At 38.9% G+C, this 20,961-nt stretch carries 17 protein-coding genes; 4 read left to right on the forward strand and 13 right to left on the reverse strand.

Annotation, left to right across the window (positions count from 1 at the left end; all coding sequences use genetic code 11):
* Positions 1–429: 429 nt before the first annotated feature.
* The 5 genes from ACIQXJ_RS13720 to zapA all read right to left on the reverse strand — a co-directional run bounded on the left by ACIQXJ_RS13720 (position 430) and on the right by zapA (position 5,961).
* Positions 430–843, reverse strand: coding sequence for a DUF350 domain-containing protein (locus tag ACIQXJ_RS13720; RefSeq protein WP_010860124.1), 414 nt, complete (start codon positions 841–843; stop codon positions 430–432).
* A gap of 21 nt (positions 844–864) precedes the next feature.
* The gene (locus tag ACIQXJ_RS13725) at positions 865–3,231 is read right to left on the reverse strand and encodes an endonuclease MutS2 (protein WP_403054491.1); all 2,367 of its coding nucleotides are present in this window, start codon (positions 3,229–3,231) and stop codon (positions 865–867) included.
* Between the two features lie 18 nt (positions 3,232–3,249).
* Complete coding sequence (gene polX, locus ACIQXJ_RS13730; RefSeq protein ID WP_403054493.1) at positions 3,250–4,959, reverse strand: DNA polymerase/3'-5' exonuclease PolX; 1,710 nt, start codon at positions 4,957–4,959, stop codon at positions 3,250–3,252.
* Between the two features lie 190 nt (positions 4,960–5,149).
* Positions 5,150–5,695, reverse strand: coding sequence for a CvpA family protein (locus tag ACIQXJ_RS13735; RefSeq protein WP_403054495.1), 546 nt, complete (start codon positions 5,693–5,695; stop codon positions 5,150–5,152).
* Positions 5,696–5,700: 5 nt separating this feature from the next.
* The gene (zapA, locus tag ACIQXJ_RS13740) at positions 5,701–5,961 is read right to left on the reverse strand and encodes a cell division protein ZapA (protein WP_024363855.1); all 261 of its coding nucleotides are present in this window, start codon (positions 5,959–5,961) and stop codon (positions 5,701–5,703) included.
* Between the two features lie 135 nt (positions 5,962–6,096).
* On the opposite strand from zapA, the gene rnhC reads away from it, so the two are divergent.
* On the forward strand, positions 6,097–7,023 hold the full coding sequence (gene rnhC / locus ACIQXJ_RS13745) for a ribonuclease HIII (RefSeq protein ID WP_403054497.1): 927 nt from the start codon (positions 6,097–6,099) through the stop codon (positions 7,021–7,023).
* A gap of 529 nt (positions 7,024–7,552) precedes the next feature.
* Here rnhC and pheT read toward each other — a convergent pair.
* The 6 genes from pheT to ACIQXJ_RS13775 form a co-directional block, all read right to left on the reverse strand.
* On the reverse strand, positions 7,553–9,970 hold the full coding sequence (pheT, locus tag ACIQXJ_RS13750) for a phenylalanine--tRNA ligase subunit beta (protein WP_403054499.1): 2,418 nt from the start codon (positions 9,968–9,970) through the stop codon (positions 7,553–7,555).
* Between the two features lie 12 nt (positions 9,971–9,982).
* A complete protein-coding gene (pheS, locus tag ACIQXJ_RS13755; RefSeq protein ID WP_403054501.1) occupies positions 9,983–11,020 on the reverse strand; it encodes a phenylalanine--tRNA ligase subunit alpha in 1,038 nt (345 codons plus the stop codon).
* A gap of 511 nt (positions 11,021–11,531) precedes the next feature.
* Positions 11,532–12,296 (reverse strand): TrmH family RNA methyltransferase, encoded by a 765-nt coding sequence (locus ACIQXJ_RS13760; protein WP_340823147.1) that lies wholly within the window; start codon positions 12,294–12,296, stop codon positions 11,532–11,534.
* A gap of 91 nt (positions 12,297–12,387) precedes the next feature.
* Positions 12,388–13,377, reverse strand: coding sequence for a sensor domain-containing diguanylate cyclase (locus tag ACIQXJ_RS13765; RefSeq protein WP_403054503.1), 990 nt, complete (start codon positions 13,375–13,377; stop codon positions 12,388–12,390).
* A gap of 28 nt (positions 13,378–13,405) precedes the next feature.
* Positions 13,406–14,200 (reverse strand): alpha/beta fold hydrolase, encoded by a 795-nt coding sequence (locus ACIQXJ_RS13770; RefSeq protein WP_403054505.1) that lies wholly within the window; start codon positions 14,198–14,200, stop codon positions 13,406–13,408.
* Between the two features lie 163 nt (positions 14,201–14,363).
* A complete protein-coding gene (locus tag ACIQXJ_RS13775) occupies positions 14,364–15,713 on the reverse strand; it encodes an FAD-binding oxidoreductase (protein ID WP_403054507.1) in 1,350 nt (449 codons plus the stop codon).
* Positions 15,714–15,890: 177 nt separating this feature from the next.
* Between ACIQXJ_RS13775 and ACIQXJ_RS13780 the strand changes: the two genes are divergently transcribed.
* The 3 genes from ACIQXJ_RS13780 to ACIQXJ_RS13790 all read left to right on the forward strand — a co-directional run bounded on the left by ACIQXJ_RS13780 (position 15,891) and on the right by ACIQXJ_RS13790 (position 17,829).
* Positions 15,891–17,297 (forward strand): LysM peptidoglycan-binding domain-containing protein, encoded by a 1,407-nt coding sequence (locus ACIQXJ_RS13780; protein ID WP_403054509.1) that lies wholly within the window; start codon positions 15,891–15,893, stop codon positions 17,295–17,297.
* A 168-nt stretch (positions 17,298–17,465) separates the two neighbouring features.
* Positions 17,466–17,624 (forward strand): YfhD family protein, encoded by a 159-nt coding sequence (locus ACIQXJ_RS13785; RefSeq protein WP_172772364.1) that lies wholly within the window; start codon positions 17,466–17,468, stop codon positions 17,622–17,624.
* 13 nt (positions 17,625–17,637) lie between these two features.
* On the forward strand, positions 17,638–17,829 hold the full coding sequence (locus tag ACIQXJ_RS13790; protein WP_401008998.1) for a small, acid-soluble spore protein, H family: 192 nt from the start codon (positions 17,638–17,640) through the stop codon (positions 17,827–17,829).
* 122 nt (positions 17,830–17,951) lie between these two features.
* Here ACIQXJ_RS13790 and ACIQXJ_RS13795 read toward each other — a convergent pair whose 3' ends face one another.
* Both ACIQXJ_RS13795 and ACIQXJ_RS13800 read right to left on the reverse strand, forming a co-directional pair.
* Complete coding sequence (locus ACIQXJ_RS13795; RefSeq protein WP_403054512.1) at positions 17,952–20,108, reverse strand: putative bifunctional diguanylate cyclase/phosphodiesterase; 2,157 nt, start codon at positions 20,106–20,108, stop codon at positions 17,952–17,954.
* A gap of 212 nt (positions 20,109–20,320) precedes the next feature.
* Positions 20,321–20,845: a sigma-70 family RNA polymerase sigma factor gene (locus ACIQXJ_RS13800; RefSeq protein WP_403054514.1), complete on the reverse strand. Its 525-nt coding sequence runs from the start codon at positions 20,843–20,845 to the stop codon at positions 20,321–20,323.
* Between the last annotated feature and the right edge of the window lie 116 nt (positions 20,846–20,961).

Raw genomic sequence — 20,961 nt, forward strand, 5'->3', positions numbered from 1 at the left:
AAATGTACTTTCAAACACAAAATAGAAAATAAATGTATTTTCGATTAATTATTATGCGTTTTACAACATTTATATAACTACTACATAAAGGGTTTAAGTCGACTCCCCCTTATGAATACTCATTCATTGTTTCATTTTTTATACAATTGATACGCTTTCTATTTCTATATTAAAAAAACAATTTTCTTCAAAAGTATTTCTATCATTTTGTAAAGTAAATAGATTTTCTCTATTAGCAATTTCGTTTTCGAAACAAAAAAAATGTAGAGAAACTTTAAATTCCAAGTTTCTCTACAGCTAGATATTCCCTCACATTATTGAGGCTACATTATAAAATTATACGGTCAACATATAGTAAATACCGACTGCCAAAAATGCGATGCAGACTATGATTAGAACTTTCGCTAATTTTTCCATCTCATAACACTCCTATGCAATACTTGCCCCAATAACGAACGATAGACCGACTGAAATCGTAAATGAAATAAAGCCAACTGAGCGATTATCATTGGCAATTTCCTGATCTACATTAAAGCGTGGCGTCATAAATTCAAATAAGAAATAGGCCACAATTAGTAACGTAAAGCCAAATAGCCCCCACCCAATCATTTCACTCAGCGTACTATGGCGTGCAATCGAATAACGGAAAATATTGCAAATCCCTAATATTTTACCGCCGGTTGCAAGCGCAACAGCTACATTACCATTTTTTATTTCTTCCCAGTTTTTATATTTCGTAACGACTTCGAACAATGCCATCGAGACGACTAAACATAACACAACAACACTAAAATATCCTGCCGTTTCGATAATTGGATATCGCCAAAAGCTAGAATTTAGCATTTTCTCCGTCCCCTTTACAGCTTATTTCAATTCCACAACAGTAACGCCAAATCCACCTTCGCCTGCTTCTCCAAAACGGAAGGATTTCACCCGTTTATGTTTTTTCAGGTAACTTTGTATGCCCTGACGCAATGCTCCTGTCCCAACACCGTGAATAATCGACACTCGACCATAGTTTGAAAGTAGCGCATCATCTATATATTTTTCAGTGCGAATAATCGCATCCTCATAGCGCTCCCCACGTAAATCTAACTCTAATTTCACATGGCTATCTCGATTTTTCACACCAGATACTCGTTGAATAGGCTCTTTCTCAGGTTTAATGTATTCTATATCTGTATCGGCAATTTTCATCTTTAAAATGCCCATTTGTACAACCCATTCAGCATCAGATACTTTTTCTAGTAAAGTACCTCGTTGACCATAGCTTAACACCTTTACCTCATCACCGACAACCAAGTTTTGTGCACGCGCCTTAACTTGCGCTGCTTTTTTCAATACTTTGTTATGCTCTAGTGGTGTCGCTTCTTCTAAACGTTTACGTGCTTCAATAAGCTCATGCTCTTTCACTACTTCATTAGCATTTTTACGCATTTCGCGAAGCTCGGTAATAATTGTTTCTGCTTCTCTTTTTGCATCATCCACAATTTTACGTGCTTTTTCTTTCGCTTTTTTATCGAGCGCCTCTTTGCGATCTTCATATGCTTGAAGCTTGTCTTGTAGCTCTTTACGAAGTGCCTCAGACTCTAATAGTAAGTCATGGGAACGCTCGGCATCATCCTCTGATTGGCGTCTCGTTTCTTCTAAGGAAGCAATCATTGATTCAACCTCATGACGATCCGTACCAGTGAAGCTTTTAGCACGGTCAATAATCGACTCTGGTAAACCTAGACGACTAGAAATTTCAAATGCATTGGAACGACCTGGTACCCCAATGAGTAAGCGATATGTCGGACTTAAAGTTTCGATATCGAATTCTACACTGGCATTGGCAACGCCAGGACGATTATAGCCATATGCTTTTAATTCAGGATAGTGCGTCGTTGCCATTACACGTGCGCCACGACCATGCACTTCATCCAATATAGAAATTGCTAAGGCAGCACCTTCTTGTGGATCTGTTCCTGCACCCAATTCATCAAATAACACCAGTGACTCGTGATCGAATTGCTGTAAAATGTCGACGATGTTTACCATATGAGATGAAAATGTAGAAAGCGATTGTTCAATTGATTGTTCATCACCGATATCAGCAAATAGCTGCTCAAATACCGCTAGCTCTGAACCATCTAATGCTGGCACTGGTAAGCCTGCCTGCGCCATTAATGTACAAAGACCAACTGTTTTTAACGTAACGGTCTTACCACCAGTGTTTGGTCCCGTAATCACAATTGATGTAATGTCTCTCCCAAATTCGATGTCATTAGCAACAGCAGTTTCAATAGGTAAAAGTGGATGACGCGCTCGCACAAGTCGGATATAACCGTCCTTGTTCATCTTTGGCATTGTGCATTTATTGGCTTGGCCGTATTTGCCCTTTGCTAAAATAACATCAATTTCACCTAATATTTTCACTAAGTTAAATAAATCTGGTGCAACTTCCTCAACCATCGCGCTTAAAGCAAGCAAAATACGATCAATCTCCGTTTGCTCTTTCATTTTAAGTCGATGTATTTCATTATTTGCTTGTACAACTGAATCTGGTTCGATAAATAACGTTTGGCCAGATGACGATTGATCATGCACAATTCCACCATAATGATGACGATATTCTTGTTTAACTGGAATTACATATCGGTCGTTTCGAATCGTAACAATGGCATCAGAAAGCATTTTTGACGCATTGCTACCTCGAGTTAAGCTTTCTAGTTTCGAACGCACTTTAGCCTCTTCAGCGCGCAGAGATTGACGAATAGATCGCAATGTTTGACTTGCTGAATCTAAAACAGCGCCGTTATCGTCAATACAGTTATTAATTTCATGTTGTAATCCTGTTAATACAGGCATCATTTCCTTTTTAGTAATGAAATGAGGAATTTCAATGATTTCTTCGGACTCTAAATCCTCAAGGAAATTGCGAAGAATACGACTAGCTCGAATCGTACTGGATACTTCCATTAATTCCATCGCTGAAAGCATCCCGCCGATTTGGGCACGTCTTGCAGCAGGTCGAACATCGAAAATACCACCCATTGGTACATTACCTTTTACGCGTAAAATGGATAGCCCTTCATCCATCTCTTCTAACAACTGAACTACTTTTTCATAGTCTGTTTGTGGTACAAGCTCATCAATGGCTGATTTGCCGATTGAAGAAGTACAGTATATAGCCACTTGTTGACGTACTTTATCATATTCTAGTGTTTTCAATGCGCGGTTTGCGATCACTGAGAACACCTCCTCAACCTATTTATTTCGTCGAATAAACGCCTCAAACTGTTCACGCGTCCATGTGTTGACAATCATATCTTTTTTCAGCCATGCCTTATTCGCATAGCGCACGCCTATATCCATAAAACGTAAATGAACGGTATCATGAGCATCGGTATTAATCGCTACAGGTACACCTGCTGCAACAGCCATTTCTAAGTGCTCAACACATAAATCTAAACGATATGGATTTGCGTTTAACTCTAAAATTTTACCATATTCCTTCGCCCATTCAATTAACTGTGCTATATCTGGATTATAACCAGCGCGATCCTCAATAATGCGACCCGTTGGATGAGCAATCATATGAACATACGGATTTTGCATTGCCGTGTGCAAACGTGCCATAATTTTATCCTGCGATTGTGTAAAACTCGAGTGTATAGAAGCGATTACGAAATCTAATTTTTTTAGTACTTCGTCATCAAAATCTAACGAACCATCAGGTAAAATATCCATCTCTGTTCCTGCATATAAATTAAAGTCTGGATGTACTTCGTTAAATGCATCAATTTCCACTCGTTGCTTCTCTAAACGTGCAGGTGTTAAACCATTCGCCACTTTTAAATACTGGGAGTGATCGGTAATAACGCCATAGTGATAACCACGTGACATTAATGCCTCTCCCATCTCAGCAACGGAGTATGCACCATCTGACCATGTCGTATGCATATGCAAATCTGCCACAATATCCTCTAACTTTACTAAATCCTTCACTTCACTTTGGCGATCAAACTCAGTTGACCCTGTTCGTAAGCTAGGTGGAATAAAAGGCATATCAAAATGTTCAAAAAATGCCGTCTCATCCTCAAATGTCAGTACTGAGCCATCTCCTTGCTCTACACCATATTCACTAATTTTCTCCCCACGTGCTTTTGCAAGTTGACGCATACGAACATTATGATCTTTTGAACCAGTAAAATGGTGCAAGGCCGTTGCATACTCAACATCCTTCACTAATCGAAAATCAACACTTATCGGTTCATCTAAATCTAAAATAACTGAAATTTTTGTATCGCCCGCAGCCACGACTTCCTGAATTGCAAGTTCACTCAATAACTTTTCACGGACTACCTCAACTGCTTCAGTTACAACGATAAAATCAATATCTTTACTCGTTTCTGAGGCACGACGGAAGCTTCCAGCTACTGAGAAACGTGTCACTTCCTCCATACTACCGAGAAGTGCTTCAATTTGTAAAACAACAGGCTCTAGCAGCCAAATTGGCAAACGTTCAGAACGATTGGCAAAGTTAGCAAGCTCCTTTAAAATTTTTTCTTCAGTTTTTGCTGCAAAGCCCGCTAGCTCGCGCACTTTACCTGCCTCACATGCAGCCTGTAAGCTTTCTGCAGAGTCAATGCCTAGCTCTTGGTGAAGCTTAGCAATTTTTTTGCCGCCTAAACCTGGCAACTTCAATAGTGGCAGTAATCCTTTTGGCACGATATCTTGTAATTCTTTTAAGAGACTTGATTCTCCTGTCTTAATCAGGTCTTCAATAACAGCAGCTGTGCCTTTACCGATTCCCTTAAGCTTTGTTACATCTTCCATTTCACTTAAGGAGCGCTCGTCTCCTTCAAGTGCTGCAGCGGCCTTACGGAATGCGGATACCTTAAATGGATTCTCACCTTGTAACTCCATATATAATGCAATTTTCTCTAGTGTACGGATAATTGTTTTTTTGTTCATTTAGAATTCCTCCTATCGTAAAAACACTTCCCTCTAGTCCGAGAGAAGTGCATCGATTACTATTGCCTATTCATTACGGCTCTGCGCACAAAATAGCTGTGCCCTTAACAGCAACTTCGCTATTTAAGCGGATTTCTACGGACAAACAAGTGAACACCACATTCAGTTTTCCATGCGTAGACGCCAAATTTTATGAAGCAAGGAGATAAATATACCACCAATTTTGGAACATCTTTGTAATAATCGGCGTATGCTCCAAAATAAGGCCTGATAAGAACGACTTCGACATTAAATTCTGCACCAAATCAATCGGTACTAATGCCAAAACATACAACACAATAAACAAAATTAAATAATTTTCAATCATGCCAAGCAGTGCACCAAGCCAACGGTTCACTGTATTAAATACAGGTAGATAGGCAATAAAATCAAAAATAGATGCCACAATTTGCAATGTAATTTTCACTGCAAAGAAAATGACCGCAAATGCTATAACACGATAAAACGTGCGGTCTAAATCTAAGCTGTCAATGACAACCCCAAGGCTTCCCGAATCCGTAACACCTGGATATGGCACCCAAAACACAAATTTCTGTGCTAATGGCTTATAATAAATATACGCAACAATTAGGGCAACGACAAAGCTGACAATATGCATCATTTGTACAATGAAGCCACGTTTTGCCCCCACTAGCAGTCCAACTAATAGAACTACTAATATGATTAAATCTAGCATTCACTTCAACCCTTTAATTTTTTCAATTCTTCTTCTAGTAATTCTATTTGCTCTTTTAAGAGTAAATAATCGTGCACCGTATTTACAGCTGTAAGGACGGCAAGCTTTGTGCTATCAAGTGAGGGATTATGTAAATTCATTTCGCGCATACGGTCATCAACAATAGAAGCGACAAGTCGCATGTGTCCAATGGATTCGGAGCCGACCATTTTATATGTATGACCATATATTTCCACAGAAATTTTATTCTTTTCTTGATTTTCCATAGTCGCACCCTCCAATAAAATCATTTTGCTCACGATTTTGACAGTAATGAGCAACGGCCACACAAAAAAGCTATATATTATCATAACATGAAAGGTATAAAATTGTGAACAATGAGGATAGAAAGGAACGTTTAAATGTTAAATATTGTACTTTTAATTTCAACAAATGCACAAAAAGAGGTGATGTCTTATTACGCAAGTTATTATGTAGAGCGAAAAGCACCAGGTGTCGTGTTCGCCGCAAAACTTCCTGATACAGCTATTACGATGTACAAATCAGGGAAATGTATGTTTCAAGGAGGGGGTGCTGAGCGAGAAGCGGCAAGATGGGGTTCCTCTGGGGTAACAACAACCCAAAAGTCCTCAACCGTTGGAGCAAAAGGAGATACGCTTCCCGAGGGCTTTGCTTCCATGTCTGTGTTAGGCTCCGATGAAACAGGGACAGGCGATTATTTTGGGCCTATAACTGTCGCTGCCGTTTACGTACCTTCTTCAAAAATAGAACTAATAAATGAGCTCGGCGTTAAAGATTCTAAAATGCTTACTGATGACTATATGCGAAAAATAGCACCCGATTTACGTGCGGCATGTATCCATAGCGTACTCGTATTACGCAATGAAAAATATAATGCATTACAAGCACGAGGCTACTCTCAGGGGAAAATGAAAGCAATGATGCATAATAAGGCGCTCGGCAATACATTGTCAAAAATGGCCCCCGAAAAGCCTGCGCATATATTAATTGATCAGTTCGCTGAACGTGGAGTCTATTACAATTACTTAAAAAATGAGCGCGAAATTGTCAGAGAAGACGTACTTTTTTCAACGAAAGCAGAACAATTACATGTTTCCGTCGCTACCGCATCGATTTTGGCACGCGCTGCATTCTTAAAGGAAATGGATCGACTAAGCGAGCTTGCTGGCATAGAATTACAAAAAGGAGCTTCTAGCAAGGTCGATGCATTAGCTGCACGAATTTGGCGTGGACAAGGCGAGGAATTTTTGCGCTCGATCACGAAATGGCATTTTGCAAATACAGAAAAGGCTCGGAAGTTAAAATAAATTTATAGGGGTCTTCTGCCGTTGATTTCCGCTACGGGCTAGACGCTTTCCGCGGGCACACCGTAAGCCGCACCCCTCGCTTACGCGCGGATTGTTGCGTCTGACGTTTTGTGCTGTTCCCGCAGGAGTCGCCAGCCCTTTGCTCCAATTAACTTAATAGATAAAGCTGACATTTTACTATCTATAACAAATTTGAGGTAACAGAGTGTAGGCATAAGAGACTATTGAAGCCAAAAAGTATAAGCACGGGATAAAACTAAGGTGTATTCGAAATAATTATAAAAGACTACTGCCGTTGATTTCCGCTGCGGGCGGACGCTTTCCGCGGGCACACCGTAAGCTGCAACCCTCGCTAAGGCGCGCTCTATTGCATCTTACGTTCTGTGCGTTCCCGCAGGAGTCGCCAGCCTCCTTTTATGAACATGAAAAGTAAAAAAAAGACAAAAGGCATCTAGAGCGAACCTCTAGATGCCTTTTGTCGACAATCTAAGCTGTCTCGGCATTCGAGACGGCTTTTAATTAGTATACATTAACGTACTTCTGTTCCTTCAATTGTGGCGATTGCTTTTAACACTTTGTTATGTGCTGCAACAACCTCCTCATCTGTTAATGTTCGTTCTGGATCAAAGTATGTTAATGAGAAGGCAACAGATTTTTTACCTTCCTCCATTTTTTCACCTTCGTAGACATCGAACACGCGAATGTCCTTCAACAGCTTCACGCCTGCTGAACGAATAGCGGTAATTACTTCACCCGCTGCTGTTGCACGGTCCATAACAAGTGCGATATCTCGAGACATGGCTGGGAAACGGGGAACTGGTTTATAACCAAGTGGTGCTTCACTTGCATTTGCATGAAGTAATGCTACTAAATTCATTTCCATTACATACGTATCTTTTACACCCCATGTTTTTTGTTCTGCCGGATGTAAGCCACCGATAATACCAACTTGTTCACCATCTAATAAAATGCTAGCTGTACGTCCAGGATGTAAGCCAGCTACTTCTGTTTTAACAAATGTAATGCGATTTGCTAAACCAAGCTTACCGATTACGCCCTCGATAATACCTTTTAATACGAAGAAGTCTACTTCCTTTTTCTCGCCTTGCCAAGCATGATCTAACCATTTACCTGTTAGAACAGCTGCAACATGCTCTTCTTCAAACGGTAGCCCCTCATCTGTTTGACCAAGGAAGACAGAACCAACTTCGTATAATGCTACGCTATCTGCTTTACGCGCAATGTTATATGCTGCTGCTTCAATTAAATGTGGAATTAAGCTTTGACGTAGTGTTGAACGGTCTTCACTCATCGGCATTAATAAACGCGTTACTGGCTCTGCTTTTAGTGCAAAGCGTTGTGATAGTGCTGCAGATGTTAAAGAATAAGTGACAGCTTGATAAAGTCCTGCACCTTCCATAAAGTTACGCACTACACGACGATTTGCTTGGTAAGCTGTCAATGTCCCAACTTGGTTAGCACCTTCTGGTAAAGTCATTGGAATTTCATCGTAACCATATAAACGTGCAATTTCTTCAACAATATCTTCTTCAATTTTAATATCTTGACGACGTGTTGGTGCATCGATAATTAATAAGCCATTCGCTGCTTCAACCCCAAATTTCAAACGCTCTAAAATAGAAAGCATATCCTCTAATGAGATTTTCATGCCAAGACGTTCGTTAATAAAGTCTGGAGAGACAATAACACGTGCTGGTGTTTTATCTAATTCATCTACAATACACGTACCCTCTAACACTTCACCGCCAGCTAACTCAGCAAGTAATGCTGCTGCACGTTCAGCTGCTGGAAGCACTCGGTTTGGATCAACGCCTTTTTCAAAACGAGCTGATGCATCCGAGCGAAGACCTAGATTACGTGAAGTTTGGCGCACTGTTAAGCCATCGAAATAGGCAGATTCAATAACAACAGTTGTTGTAGATTCTGTTACCTCAGAATTTGCCCCACCCATTACACCTGCAATCGCTACTGGCTCGTTGCCATTCGTAATCACTAAATCAGTCGCCTTTAATGTACGCTCTTGGTCATCTAAAGTCGTGATTTTTTCACCTTCTGTTGCTTTACGAACAACAATTTCACCTGTTGCTAAGCTATCATAGTCAAATGCATGAAGTGGTTGACCATATTCCATTAAAATATAGTTTGTCACATCGACTACATTGTTATGAGGACGTACTCCAGCTGCCATTAAGCGGTGCTGTAACCACATTGGTGATTCTGCAATTTTAACGTTTTTCACAACTTTCGCTACGTACATTGGATTTGCTTGTAAATCTTCCACTCGAAGCTTTAACAAGTCCTCTGCTTTTTCAGAAGATGTATTATAAGCGATTTCTGGGTACTTTACTTCTTCTGAAAGTATTGCCCCAACCTCATAAGCTACCCCTAACATCGAAAGCGCATCGGAGCGGTTTGGTGTTAAGCCAAGCTCAAGCACTGTATCACGAAGACCTAAAAGCGCTAGTGCATCAGAGCCCACCTCTGCATCTGCTGGTAACACATAAATGCCCTCAACATAAGCTTTCGGTACTAACTTACCTTCAATACCAAGCTCTTGTAATGAACAAATCATGCCGTTTGACTCGTGTCCACGAAGTTTTGCTTTTTTAATTTTAATGCCACCTGGTAAATGTGCACCGGGACGAGCAACGATTACTTTTTGTCCTGCATCTACGTTTGGCGCTCCACAAATAATTTGTTGTGGCTCGGCTTCCCCAACATCTACTTGGCAAATGTTTAATTTATCGGCTTCAGGGTGCTTCTCTTTTGACACAACATAGCCGACAACGACTTTATCCATACCGCTAGCACGGTCAATAACTGCGTCTACTTCTATGCCAGAGCGTGTAATTTTTTCTGCTAAATCTTCAGGCGCTAAGTCCTGTGTACTTACATAATCTTTTAACCATTCTAATGATACTAACATTTATAGTCCCCCTTACGCCTCTGTTCGCTCGAATTGTGATAAGAAACGTGTATCACTTGTATAGAAATGACGAATATCGTCGACACCATATTTCAACATAGCAATACGTTCTGCACCAATACCAAATGCGAAACCAGAAACTTTCTTCGGATCATAACCAGCCATTTCAAGCACATTCGGGTGTACCATACCCGCACCTAAAATTTCAATCCAACCTGTGCCTTTACATACGTTACAGCCTGAGCCACCGCATTTGAAGCAAGAAATGTCCATCTCTACAGAAGGCTCTGTGAATGGGAAGAAGCTTGGGCGTAAACGAATTTCACGATCAGCTCCGAACATTTTTTTCGCTAACGTATCTAACGTACCTTTAAGGTCGCTCATACGAATATTTTCGCCAATTACTAAACCCTCAATTTGCATAAATTGGTGAGAGTGTGTTGCGTCATCATTATCACGACGGAATACCTTCCCTGGGCAAATTATACGAATAGATTCGCCTTTTTTTGCTTCCATTGTGCGCGCCTGTACCGGTGACGTATGTGTACGTAATAATATTTCCTCGGAAATATAGAACGAGTCCTGCATATCACGAGCAGGGTGACCTTTTGGTAAGTTTAAAGCTTCAAAGTTATAGTAATCCTTTTCTACTTCTGGGCCTTCAGCAATTTCGTAACCCATACCGATAAATAAATCTTCAATTTCTTCGATAACACGTGTTAATGGGTGACGGTTACCTACTTTAATGTCACGACCAGGTAATGTAACATCAATCGACTCACTCGCTAATTTTTCAGCAATAGCTGCTTCTTCTAAAACAGTTACTTTAGTTTCTAGCACCGCTGTGACATTTTCACGAACTGTATTAACTAAAGCACCCATTTTTGGACGTTCCTCAGCCGATAGTTTCCCCATGCCTTTTAATAAATCCGTGATTGGTCCCTTTTTCCCTAAATAAGCGACACGCACATCATTTAATTCTTTTAAATTTGCTGCTGCTTCAATTTTTGCTAGCGCTTCTTGCTCTAATTGCTTTAATTGCTCTTCCATGTGTAAAACCTCCTTGTTCATATAAGTGCCCGCTTGCACAAATGGCACAAAAAAACCTCGCCCCCAAAAAAGGGACGAGGACATATTCGCGGTACCACCCTAGTTATTGCACGATTAACTCCGCACAATCACTTCATTGACATAACGACTCGATTGAAGCCGGCATACCTTTACAGCTATTTTCACTTGCTGGTCCCGGTAGCTGCTCGCGGGCTGAATTCAAAATTGTATTGGTTCGGCGCTGGCTCTCAATCTCCGGCCTACGCTCCCTGTCGTCCATTCACAATCTTTACTACTTCCCGGTCAAAGCATTTCAATATACTTAATTACATTTTAAATGTGATTATACATTATTACGACGCTTCAAAGCAAGGGGCATCTGTTCCTAGTTGCAATATGATTTGTTTTATCGAAGATTGCAGCTGTTTTATGAGCGATTGCCGTAATTTTATCGGCGATTACCAACGTTTTTTCGGCGATATTGACTAGTCTAATATGTGTAAGTCAATACCTATTTTACAAATCCATATAAAACAATACCTGTTGCAACAGCGACATTTAATGATTCTGCTTGTCCAAAAATAGGAATAATGATATTTTGATCAGTCATTGCTAATAACTGCGGATTAATGCCACTGCCTTCATTCCCCATCATAATAGCGAAAGCACCCGTATGCTGAATATCATTGTAAACAACAGCATCCTCATCAAGTGCTGTTCCAAATACAGGCACACCATTTTCTTGAAGCATATCAATCCAATCCTCTAATTCCCCACGAATCACTGGAATATGAAAATGTGATCCTTGCGCAGAACGGAGTGTTTTCGGGTTATAAAGATCCGCACAGCCCTTGCCAAGTATAACCGCATCCAAACCAGCTGCATCTGCTGTTCGAATCATTGTTCCAATGTTACCTGGATCTTGTACAGCATCGATTAGAAGTACTTTACGCCAAGAAACCATCACATCTTGCTCTACCGTCATCTGCTTACAAACTGCAAAGACTCCTTGTGATGTCTCAGTCTCAGCAAATTCCTTTGCTACAGCTGCTGTCACTTCTACCATTGCCACATCATCAATTGGCCATAGCATCGGTAAATCAACGCCCTCACGCACAATTAGCTGTAACACTTGACCACTATTTTTCAACGCTTCCTCTACTAAATGGAACCCTTCAACTAAAAACTCACCTGAACGCTCACGCTCTTTTCGAGTAGTCGCTAATTTTTTCCAATATTTCACTAACGCATTTTGCGTAGATTCTATTCTCTTCATCGTCTTTCGTACCGCCTTTTTCCTATTTACTGTTCATTATTATACAGTAGAAAACAACAAATTACATAGTCCAGCGAAATGTAGCCAATTGTCAGAATTGTTTGGGTGTCTGGCACTCAAAAACACTTACTCTATTTCTTCCATTCTCCTTCGAAACATACAAAGCCTGATCCGCCTTTTTCAAAATCGTCAAATCAGTATCCTCTTCAGTTACTGTCGCAATACCGATGCTTATCGTGATTCTACCAGTTTGCCACTGTGCCTGTTCAACAGTTTGACGTAATTGCTCGGCAATAGTCATCGATGCATTCACATCTGTTTCAGGTAAAATGATGACAAATTCCTCCCCACCAAAACGAGCAACTACATCACCTTGACGAGCTTGGGCATTTAAAATTTGTGCCAATTGGGCAAGGACTTCATCACCTACTTGATGTCCGAATGTGTCATTTACCTTTTTAAAATGATCGATATCTAAAATTAAAAGAGAGAATAGTTTGGCTGTTTCGTGGAATATAGCTAGCTGCTCTTCAAGCTGCTCTTGAAAGAATCTTCTGTTTTTCAATCCTGTTAGCTTATCAGTTACGGAAAGTTCTACTAACGTGGCGTTGATGTTTAGTAGTTCATCTTGTTTTTGCTCAATTTCCAAATGGAGTTGCTCTAATTTAACTAAAGCCTGTTTCTTTTCTAAATAAGCAGCCTCTAGTTGCTTTTTGGCTGAGCGTAATTCTAACTCATAATCTATGCGCTTTTTCATCGGTACTAAAATACAATCAATACATTCAGTCTCTCCCATCAAATACTTCCTGCCATTTAATAGAAAAGGTACGGCTGTACCATTGCGATGCTTTAAACTGATAAAGAGTTCTTCTACATGATTGTTTAGATTTATAGTTGGGTAAAAATAAGAATGAAATATCATCTTATTCGGCTTGGACATTAGCAATTCAATATGCTGGTGTATTAAATCCACCCGTTCATAACCCATCCACTCCTGAAAGGTCTGATTCACCTCTATCATCATTCCATCATGTGTAATGGCAATAAATCCACAAGGTGCATAGTTCAATCGTTTATCCATGAATTATTCATAATCCTTTCATATTTCATTACAGAAATTGTGTAATTAACTGAATCGTTTCCTCCGGATGGCTAATATGAGGATAATGACCTTTTGCAGCCATTAATCGAAACGTACTTGCTTTTAAATGGTTGTGCAAATATTCACCAACCTCAATTGGAACTATACTATCATCCGAACATTGCATAATTAAAATAGGAACACTAGCCTTTATTAAATCGTTTCGATGATCTGATAAGAACGTTACTTCGGCAAACTCCCTTGCAATAACTGGGTTAGCAGATTTAAAAGTCTGTTCAAGCTCTTTTGTTAGTTTTGGAGATTCAGGATTATTCATGGCAATAGGCGCTAGAAAGCTAGCCCAACCTGAAAAATTCATTTCCATCATATCTAATATTTCTGTAATATCACTCAGCTCAAATCCACCAACATAGCCATTCCCATCATTTAAATACCGTGGCGAAGGTCCAATCATAATTAGTTTTTCAAAATAATCAGGGCGTTCAATGGATGCAAGCAAACCAATCATTGAACTAATAGAATGACCAATAAAAATGACTTGTTGTAGTCCAAGAGTCTCAATGATGTCTAAGACATCCTGCTTGTACCCTTGAAGAGACTGATATTTTTCGGATTGATAGGCGTTTAGATCTGAATTACCTGAACCAACATAATCAAACAAAATAATTTGATATTGTTCCTCAAAAGCTGGTGTAATATAGCGCCACATATTTTGATCACAACCAAATCCATGCGCAAAAAGTATCGGTTTCTGCCCTTTTCCAATTATTTTCACATTATTGCGTTCAACAATATCCATCATTGCATTTACCCCTTCTAGAAATATATGTAATATCTCCATTTTGACTGTGCTTTCAATAATTATCAAGGAAATAATAATAGTAAACTTAATAAAAAAGTAGAATGCTAATTTTCTATGCACTCTACTCTTAATCTAACGATATTCTAAAAAACTTGTTCTAGCATTACATCCACTTTTTAATCGTTGGAATACTTTGAGGGAATGTAAAAACATTGTAAGGATCGTATTTGGTTTTCACTTCTCTTAATCGTCTAAAATTTCGTCCATAGTAGGCGGTTGGCCAATTTTGAATAGCTTGATCTGGAAAATTCACATAATCACCCATAGTAAAAGGAGATAATGTCCTTCTTATATCCTCAACCCACTGCACATTTTCCTTTTCATCTTCATGATTTTCCCATGAAGTGATATATTCTTGGGCAATCAGCGCATTTCTATAATAATAGGCAGTTCTGCTTGATGCAATATGACCTACAGCACCTCTTAGTGACTGTTGCCAGATACTAGCATTTCTATTAGGGGCATCTGCTAAAAATTGTTTCATTTTCGAAATTGCCACATGCGGAAAAGGTTTTTCAATAAAGGAACCTGATCTTTTGCGATATGCTGGTTGATTGCCACTTGCAACATCAAAAAATCGTACCGCTTTTATGTACGGTACTTCTTTTATCCACACTTCCGTAGGTGAACCACTTTTCCTTAAAGGTCGTAAAAGCTTTTTTAATTCAGAAGCCGCACCAACAAATAAACCTTGCACCACAATTTCGCCTACTTCCTGTGATTTTAGCTCTATTTGTGAAGTTATGCGTTCATCCGTAAATGGCGCCCATTTTTGCCAAGCATCAAAAGCAATCTCAAAATCATCCCACTCCCACACGATGGCGAAAAGGGTAACGTCTGAAATTGGTTGAAGCTTGAACGTAAGGGCAGTAACAATACCGAAATTGCCCCCACCGCCGCCACAACTAGCCCAAAATAAATCACTATTAGCCTGTCGGTTTGCCTGAATCAGCTCGGCTCCTAGATGTTCACTCGCTCTGACCATTTCAATTTCAATCAATTGATCGCAAGTAAGCCCGAAAGGACGTGATAGCATGCCAATACCACCACCTAGTGTCAAGCCAACAATCCCTACACTGCTTTCGGTTCCGGCTGGGATTGTCATACCATGATCCCATAATGTACGGTATACCTTCCCCAGATTAGCACCAGCCTCAATTCGAGCAGTTCCTTCCTCCAAATTAACTGAAATGTTGTTCATTTCACTCACATCTATAATTAGACCGTTATTGACTAAGGAATAATTTTCATAATTATGGCGCCCGCTCCTTATTCGAAATTCTTCATTATTTTCCCTGACCCACCTTAAAGCATTGATTACATCTTTTGTTTTTTGACAGAAAACAATTTTACTCGGGAATTTCGGCAGACTTAAATTATTATTTGTTCTCGCTTCGTCATAATCTGGATCACCTGGGCTAACAATTCTTCCTGTGAGCTTTACTTTCTTCAACGTCCAGCTCCTTTCTCAAATGATACAATTCGCACGTACTATACTATGTATAACTAATAAGAAAAAAATATGAGTATTGAATTGATTAAACAATTAAAAATTACGTAATATTTCATCATTAGGTAGATATTTGGTTACATATGATGCATTAACAAAACCTATTTAGGAGGAGTCCGAATGTTAATACATGTGGTAAGCGCTGGTGAAACACTTTGGCAAATTGCGAACCGCTATGCTGCACCAATGAGTGCTATTATTCAATTGAATGCTTTACCTGACCCAAATCAATTAGTGATCGGACAATCGCTCGTTATACCTTCTTCTTTTACAACGCATACCGTAAAAAAAGGCGAAACGTTGTCGTCCATTGCCCAACAATATAGCGTGTCATTGCAATCCATTATCCAAGTAAATCATCTTACAAATCCCGATGTTTTAACACCTGGAACAAAACTAATCATTCCTCCAATCATTCATATTGTGGAAGCTGGCGAGACATTATCACAAATTGCTAGGAGCTATAGTACAACCGTTCAAGCCATTATAGAGGAAAACGATATTACAAACCCCAATATGATTTATGTCGGTTCGCACTTAGTTATTCCAAGAACGAAACCTACCGTTGAAGTAAATGCCTATACGTACCAAACACCCGATGAAGCTGTTCAGTCACTAAATGCAGTGGGCTATCTTCTTACTTATTTTAGTCCGTTTGCTTATTTGATGAATGCAGACGGAACATTAGAACCTTTGAACGACAAAGCAATGATCGATGCTGCTAATTCTCAAAATATTATTCCGATGTTAACCGTTACGAACTTCACTTCTACAGAAACCGGATCCAACTTAACCCATGTAATATTGTCGAATCAACAATTATCAGAAAAAGTCATCGATAATATATTAAAAGTCATGGAAGATAAAGGCTATAAAGTACTAAATGTAGACTTCGAAAATGTCCTACCCGCAGATCGAGAAAACTATAACCAATTCCTTCAATTGGCGGTTGATCGCCTACACCCGAAAGGATATTTAGTATCAACTGCACTTGCTCCAAAAACAAGTCCATCTCCAGCAGGATCAACTTATGAAGCATATGATTATGAGGCACATGGAAGAATTGCGGATTTTGTCGTGTTGATGACTTATGAATGGGGCTATCGACTTGGACCACCGCAGGCAATCTCTCCAATTAATGAAATGAGGAGAGTTGTAGAATATGCTCTAACAGTAATGCCTGCTAATAAAATATTTTTAGGCTTCCAAATTTATGCACGCGATTGGCTCGTTCCACACGTGAAAGGTCAAGAAGCAGAAACATTTAGCCCTCAAGAAGCGGTTGCAAGAGCGCAACAGTATGGAGCAACCATCCAATATGATAGAACGGCACAATCCCCTTATTTTCGCTATGTTGACAAGCAAGGAGGAAATCATGAAGTTTGGTTTGAAGATGCAAGAAGCGCACAAGCTAAGTTCGACCTAACAAAGGAATATAATCTCCGTGGTATTAGCTATTGGGCTTTAGGTTTTCCTTTCCCACAAAACTGGGCACTGTTAGATAATAATTTTTCAATAAAAAAATAAATATTGCTCTTATCATTTACCTAAACTCGACCTTTCATAAGCATGCATATACACTAAATTTTTTTGCATTGCTACATGTTATTCTTATGTTTCCCTAGTTTTTCCCTTGATAAAAATATCAATTCGAAGCCATATTAAGAAATATTAAAGCGAAAGGAGCATCCAAACATGGGAAGAGATAATAAGCAAGGGCAAAGCAATAACAAAGGTTCATTACCGCAGACGCCAAAAAACCAAAAAATTGCCCCAAACAAAGTAAAAGAAGAATTTTCTCAAGAATTTACGGAGCTTATTAATTCCGTAACGAAAAACAAGCAAAAAAAATAAGGAGGGTCTTCGATTGGATTATTTACGCGCACAAGAAATTGTTGCCTCTCCAAAGGAATATGAAGTGAGTTATAATGGCGTTTCTGTGTGGATTGATAAGTTACATGATGATGGCAAAACAGCAACCGTTCATTTAAGACGCTCACTAGAAGAACGCTCTGAAGTCACGATTTCCGAGCTAAAAGAAGAATACCTCGTTCATTAAATAACACCCCATCCTAAAAAAATCCGCATTGTACTTTTGTCGGTCAGCATATTACTTCCAAATTTGCTGTCCCAACTTAAGTCAAAGCGGATTTTGCCTTTTATTTCCCTACACTCAGTGCATTAAATGTGATATTCTTCACCGCATTTAAACTGCTCTAAAATCTGATTAGCATGAACATGTAAATCTTTAAACGTCGCAGTCAGCTGCTCGGCAGTAATAGGTTTACTAAATAAATAACCTTGTATATAATCGCAATCGCCCGCAATAAGGAATGCCAGCTGAGCAACTTCTTCTATCCCCTCAGCCACAACCTTTAGACGTAAATGCTTAGCCATAGACAAAATCATCGAAACAAGCGCTTCATCATTAGCGTCATGCTGAATATTATGTACAAAAGCGCGGTCGATTTTTAAACAATCAATTGGAAATTCTTTTAAATATGACAAGGACGAGTAGCCTGTCCCAAAATCATCGACTGCTATTTGAATTCCTAGTGCCTTTAATTCATGTAATAATTGTGTCATTTGATCAATATTCATTGTCATACTTTCGGTTATTTCCAACTGAAGATAGCTTGGTTCCAGCTTACTTCGTTGTAAAATCTCCTTCACCATTTGCACTAAATCTTGCTGAAATAATTGCCCGAGCGATAAATTAACAGCAACCTTCATTTTAGGTAGACCTTGTGCCTCCCACACCTTCGCTTGCAAGCATGCGGTTTCTAATATCCATTTACCAAGAGGAATAATTAGACCAGACTCCTCAGCAATCTCAATAAACTTATCTGGTGGAACAAAGCCACGAACTGGATGTCGCCAACGCACAAGCGCCTCCACCGATTCGATTTTCCCTGTTTTCAAATTAATCTGAGGTTGGTAATCCAAATAAAATTCCTGTTGATCGAGTGCTCTATGTAATTCCTGCTCTAGTAATATGCGATCTGTCACGCCAGTTGACATATGCTCTTTATAAAAAAGGAAACGTTGCGGTATTTGGCTTGCTTCACGCATTGCCAGCTGTGCATGCATCAATAATTCTTCAGCAGAACAATTTTTTTCATTGAAAGCAATGCCAATATTCACATTACCTTTTAATGAGAAAAGCTGTACTTGTAGTGGCCTATCCATTGCACTTTTTAAGTTCAGACAAAACTGTATTAGTTCTTCATGTGTTTGTACATGATTAACATAAATAACAAATTGGCTTTCCCGTAACTTTGTTGCAAAATAATGCGGAGGTAGCATTGCTTGAATTCTTTCCGCTACAAGTTTCATCATTTTATTGGAATTGCTGATACCTAAGGAATCGCTAATGGTTGCAAGACGGTCTATTTCAATAGAAATAACTGCCTTACATTTACCATCCTTATGCAACTCCTCCTTTAATGTTTTCAACAGAAGACGCTCATTTGGAAGTTGTGTAATATCATCATGATAAGCTTGAAAAGTTAGCTCCTGTTGCGATTGTTCCAGGTCTTGCTTAATTTTCAATAGCTGTAGATAAGGTTTTTCCACAGAAGTATAGTAAATCGCCTTTAAGAAAACATAATAAGCTAAAAACTGGTAAAGTAGAGCGCTAAACATCCAAATGGCACTGTAGTCTTTGCTGAAAACAAACAAAAGATCGCTTAAAATTAAGTATACTGACCCACTAATAAGCCATAACACCTGTTTCGGCGCACGTCTATAATGCTTGCTTAAAAAATAGATAGAAACACCTTGTATCATCCCAGTCAATACTTGGACTGTCTGTGGTATTATCGGATGACTATTTTCAAGCAATGGCTGCGCCTGATATAAAATAAAAAGCATAAGCGTAACAGTAAAAAGGGCGATGCCATAAGCAACCCTTCGGTGAGCCAATGTTAACTTTATTCTAGGCTTGACAATAATAAGTAGCATACCTATTACTAAAGCAATTCGCATCAGAATCTGTATCCAGACGCCTATTAATACAGTATCTAAACTTTGCGGGACTGCTATGACAATATTAGTAATCTCTAGCAAAGCGATAAGGAAAAAAATACTGCCTATGTATAATGTATGATTAATTAATAAATGCGAAAATACTAGCCATGAATGAATAGCGATTGTCATAGTGAAAACAACAATTAGTATTTTCATAATCAATCTTAAATAATCGACGACACTTCCTTCTATAAAGATAGTAATAAGTTGATCATTAAAAGCTAATAGAGGTATCAATAGAAGCAGCGGTATCGCACTATACCATAGCTCCCTTTTATCTATAATTAAATGATTACGCGCGTTTTCCAATACTAACCCTCCATATCAATATATACACAATCAAAATAGATAGGTAGCTATACCTATATATTATTTTCGAAGGTCTTAAAATTGTATATTTCTTTGACTTCTTACAAATCATAGCATTTTAACTGGACTTTGTATGCAATTAGTAAAGTATGCTAATATTCAATTTATTTTGATATTAGCATACTTTTACTATCTTTTAGTAGTAATTTAGTTTATTGACAAAGGTGACTACGCAGTTTGTTCATTAGTCTAGTGCGTCTTTTTTTGACTGCGGCGACAGATAGCTGTAGTACTTTAGCTATTTCTTCATACCTATAACCTTCAAGGTAATAAAGTTGCAGTATCTTTCTTTCTTCCTCTTTTAATTGATTCATTATTTTTTCTACTAGTAAGCGCTCTTCTAGTCGATTTATTTGTTCCTCACGACAACTTATAAAGTTCAAAGTGGCATCAGAAATTAATGATACATTGTCCTGAAATCGTCTTTCTTTCGTAAGTTCTTTCAAAATTTCACCTTTCACTGTTGTATAAATATAGGAAGAAAATTTCCCCTTCGAAGGATTAGCATTCTCGTAAGCTTTCCATACAGCAATTGCTGCAATATGGCGATAATACTCAAAGTCTTTGTAAATATGGCACTTTAATAATATGGAGGTAATCATCGGTTGGACCAATTCTAATATTTCCTCAAATGGCTGTTTTGGTGAAAGAATTTGTGTATGTTTATCAAATGACACTGATACTTTCCTAACGACTTGTGCACAGTCCATTATTCCTAGGTGTTATTAGCTTATCTTCCGATAGAAAGCACGTCGAATGACCTTTTTACAATAAATCTTTAAAGATTTGCATA

This window comes from Lysinibacillus sp. NPDC097868, assembly GCF_044761135.1.
In the GTDB taxonomy this organism is placed as follows: domain Bacteria; phylum Bacillota; class Bacilli; order Bacillales_A; family Planococcaceae; genus Lysinibacillus.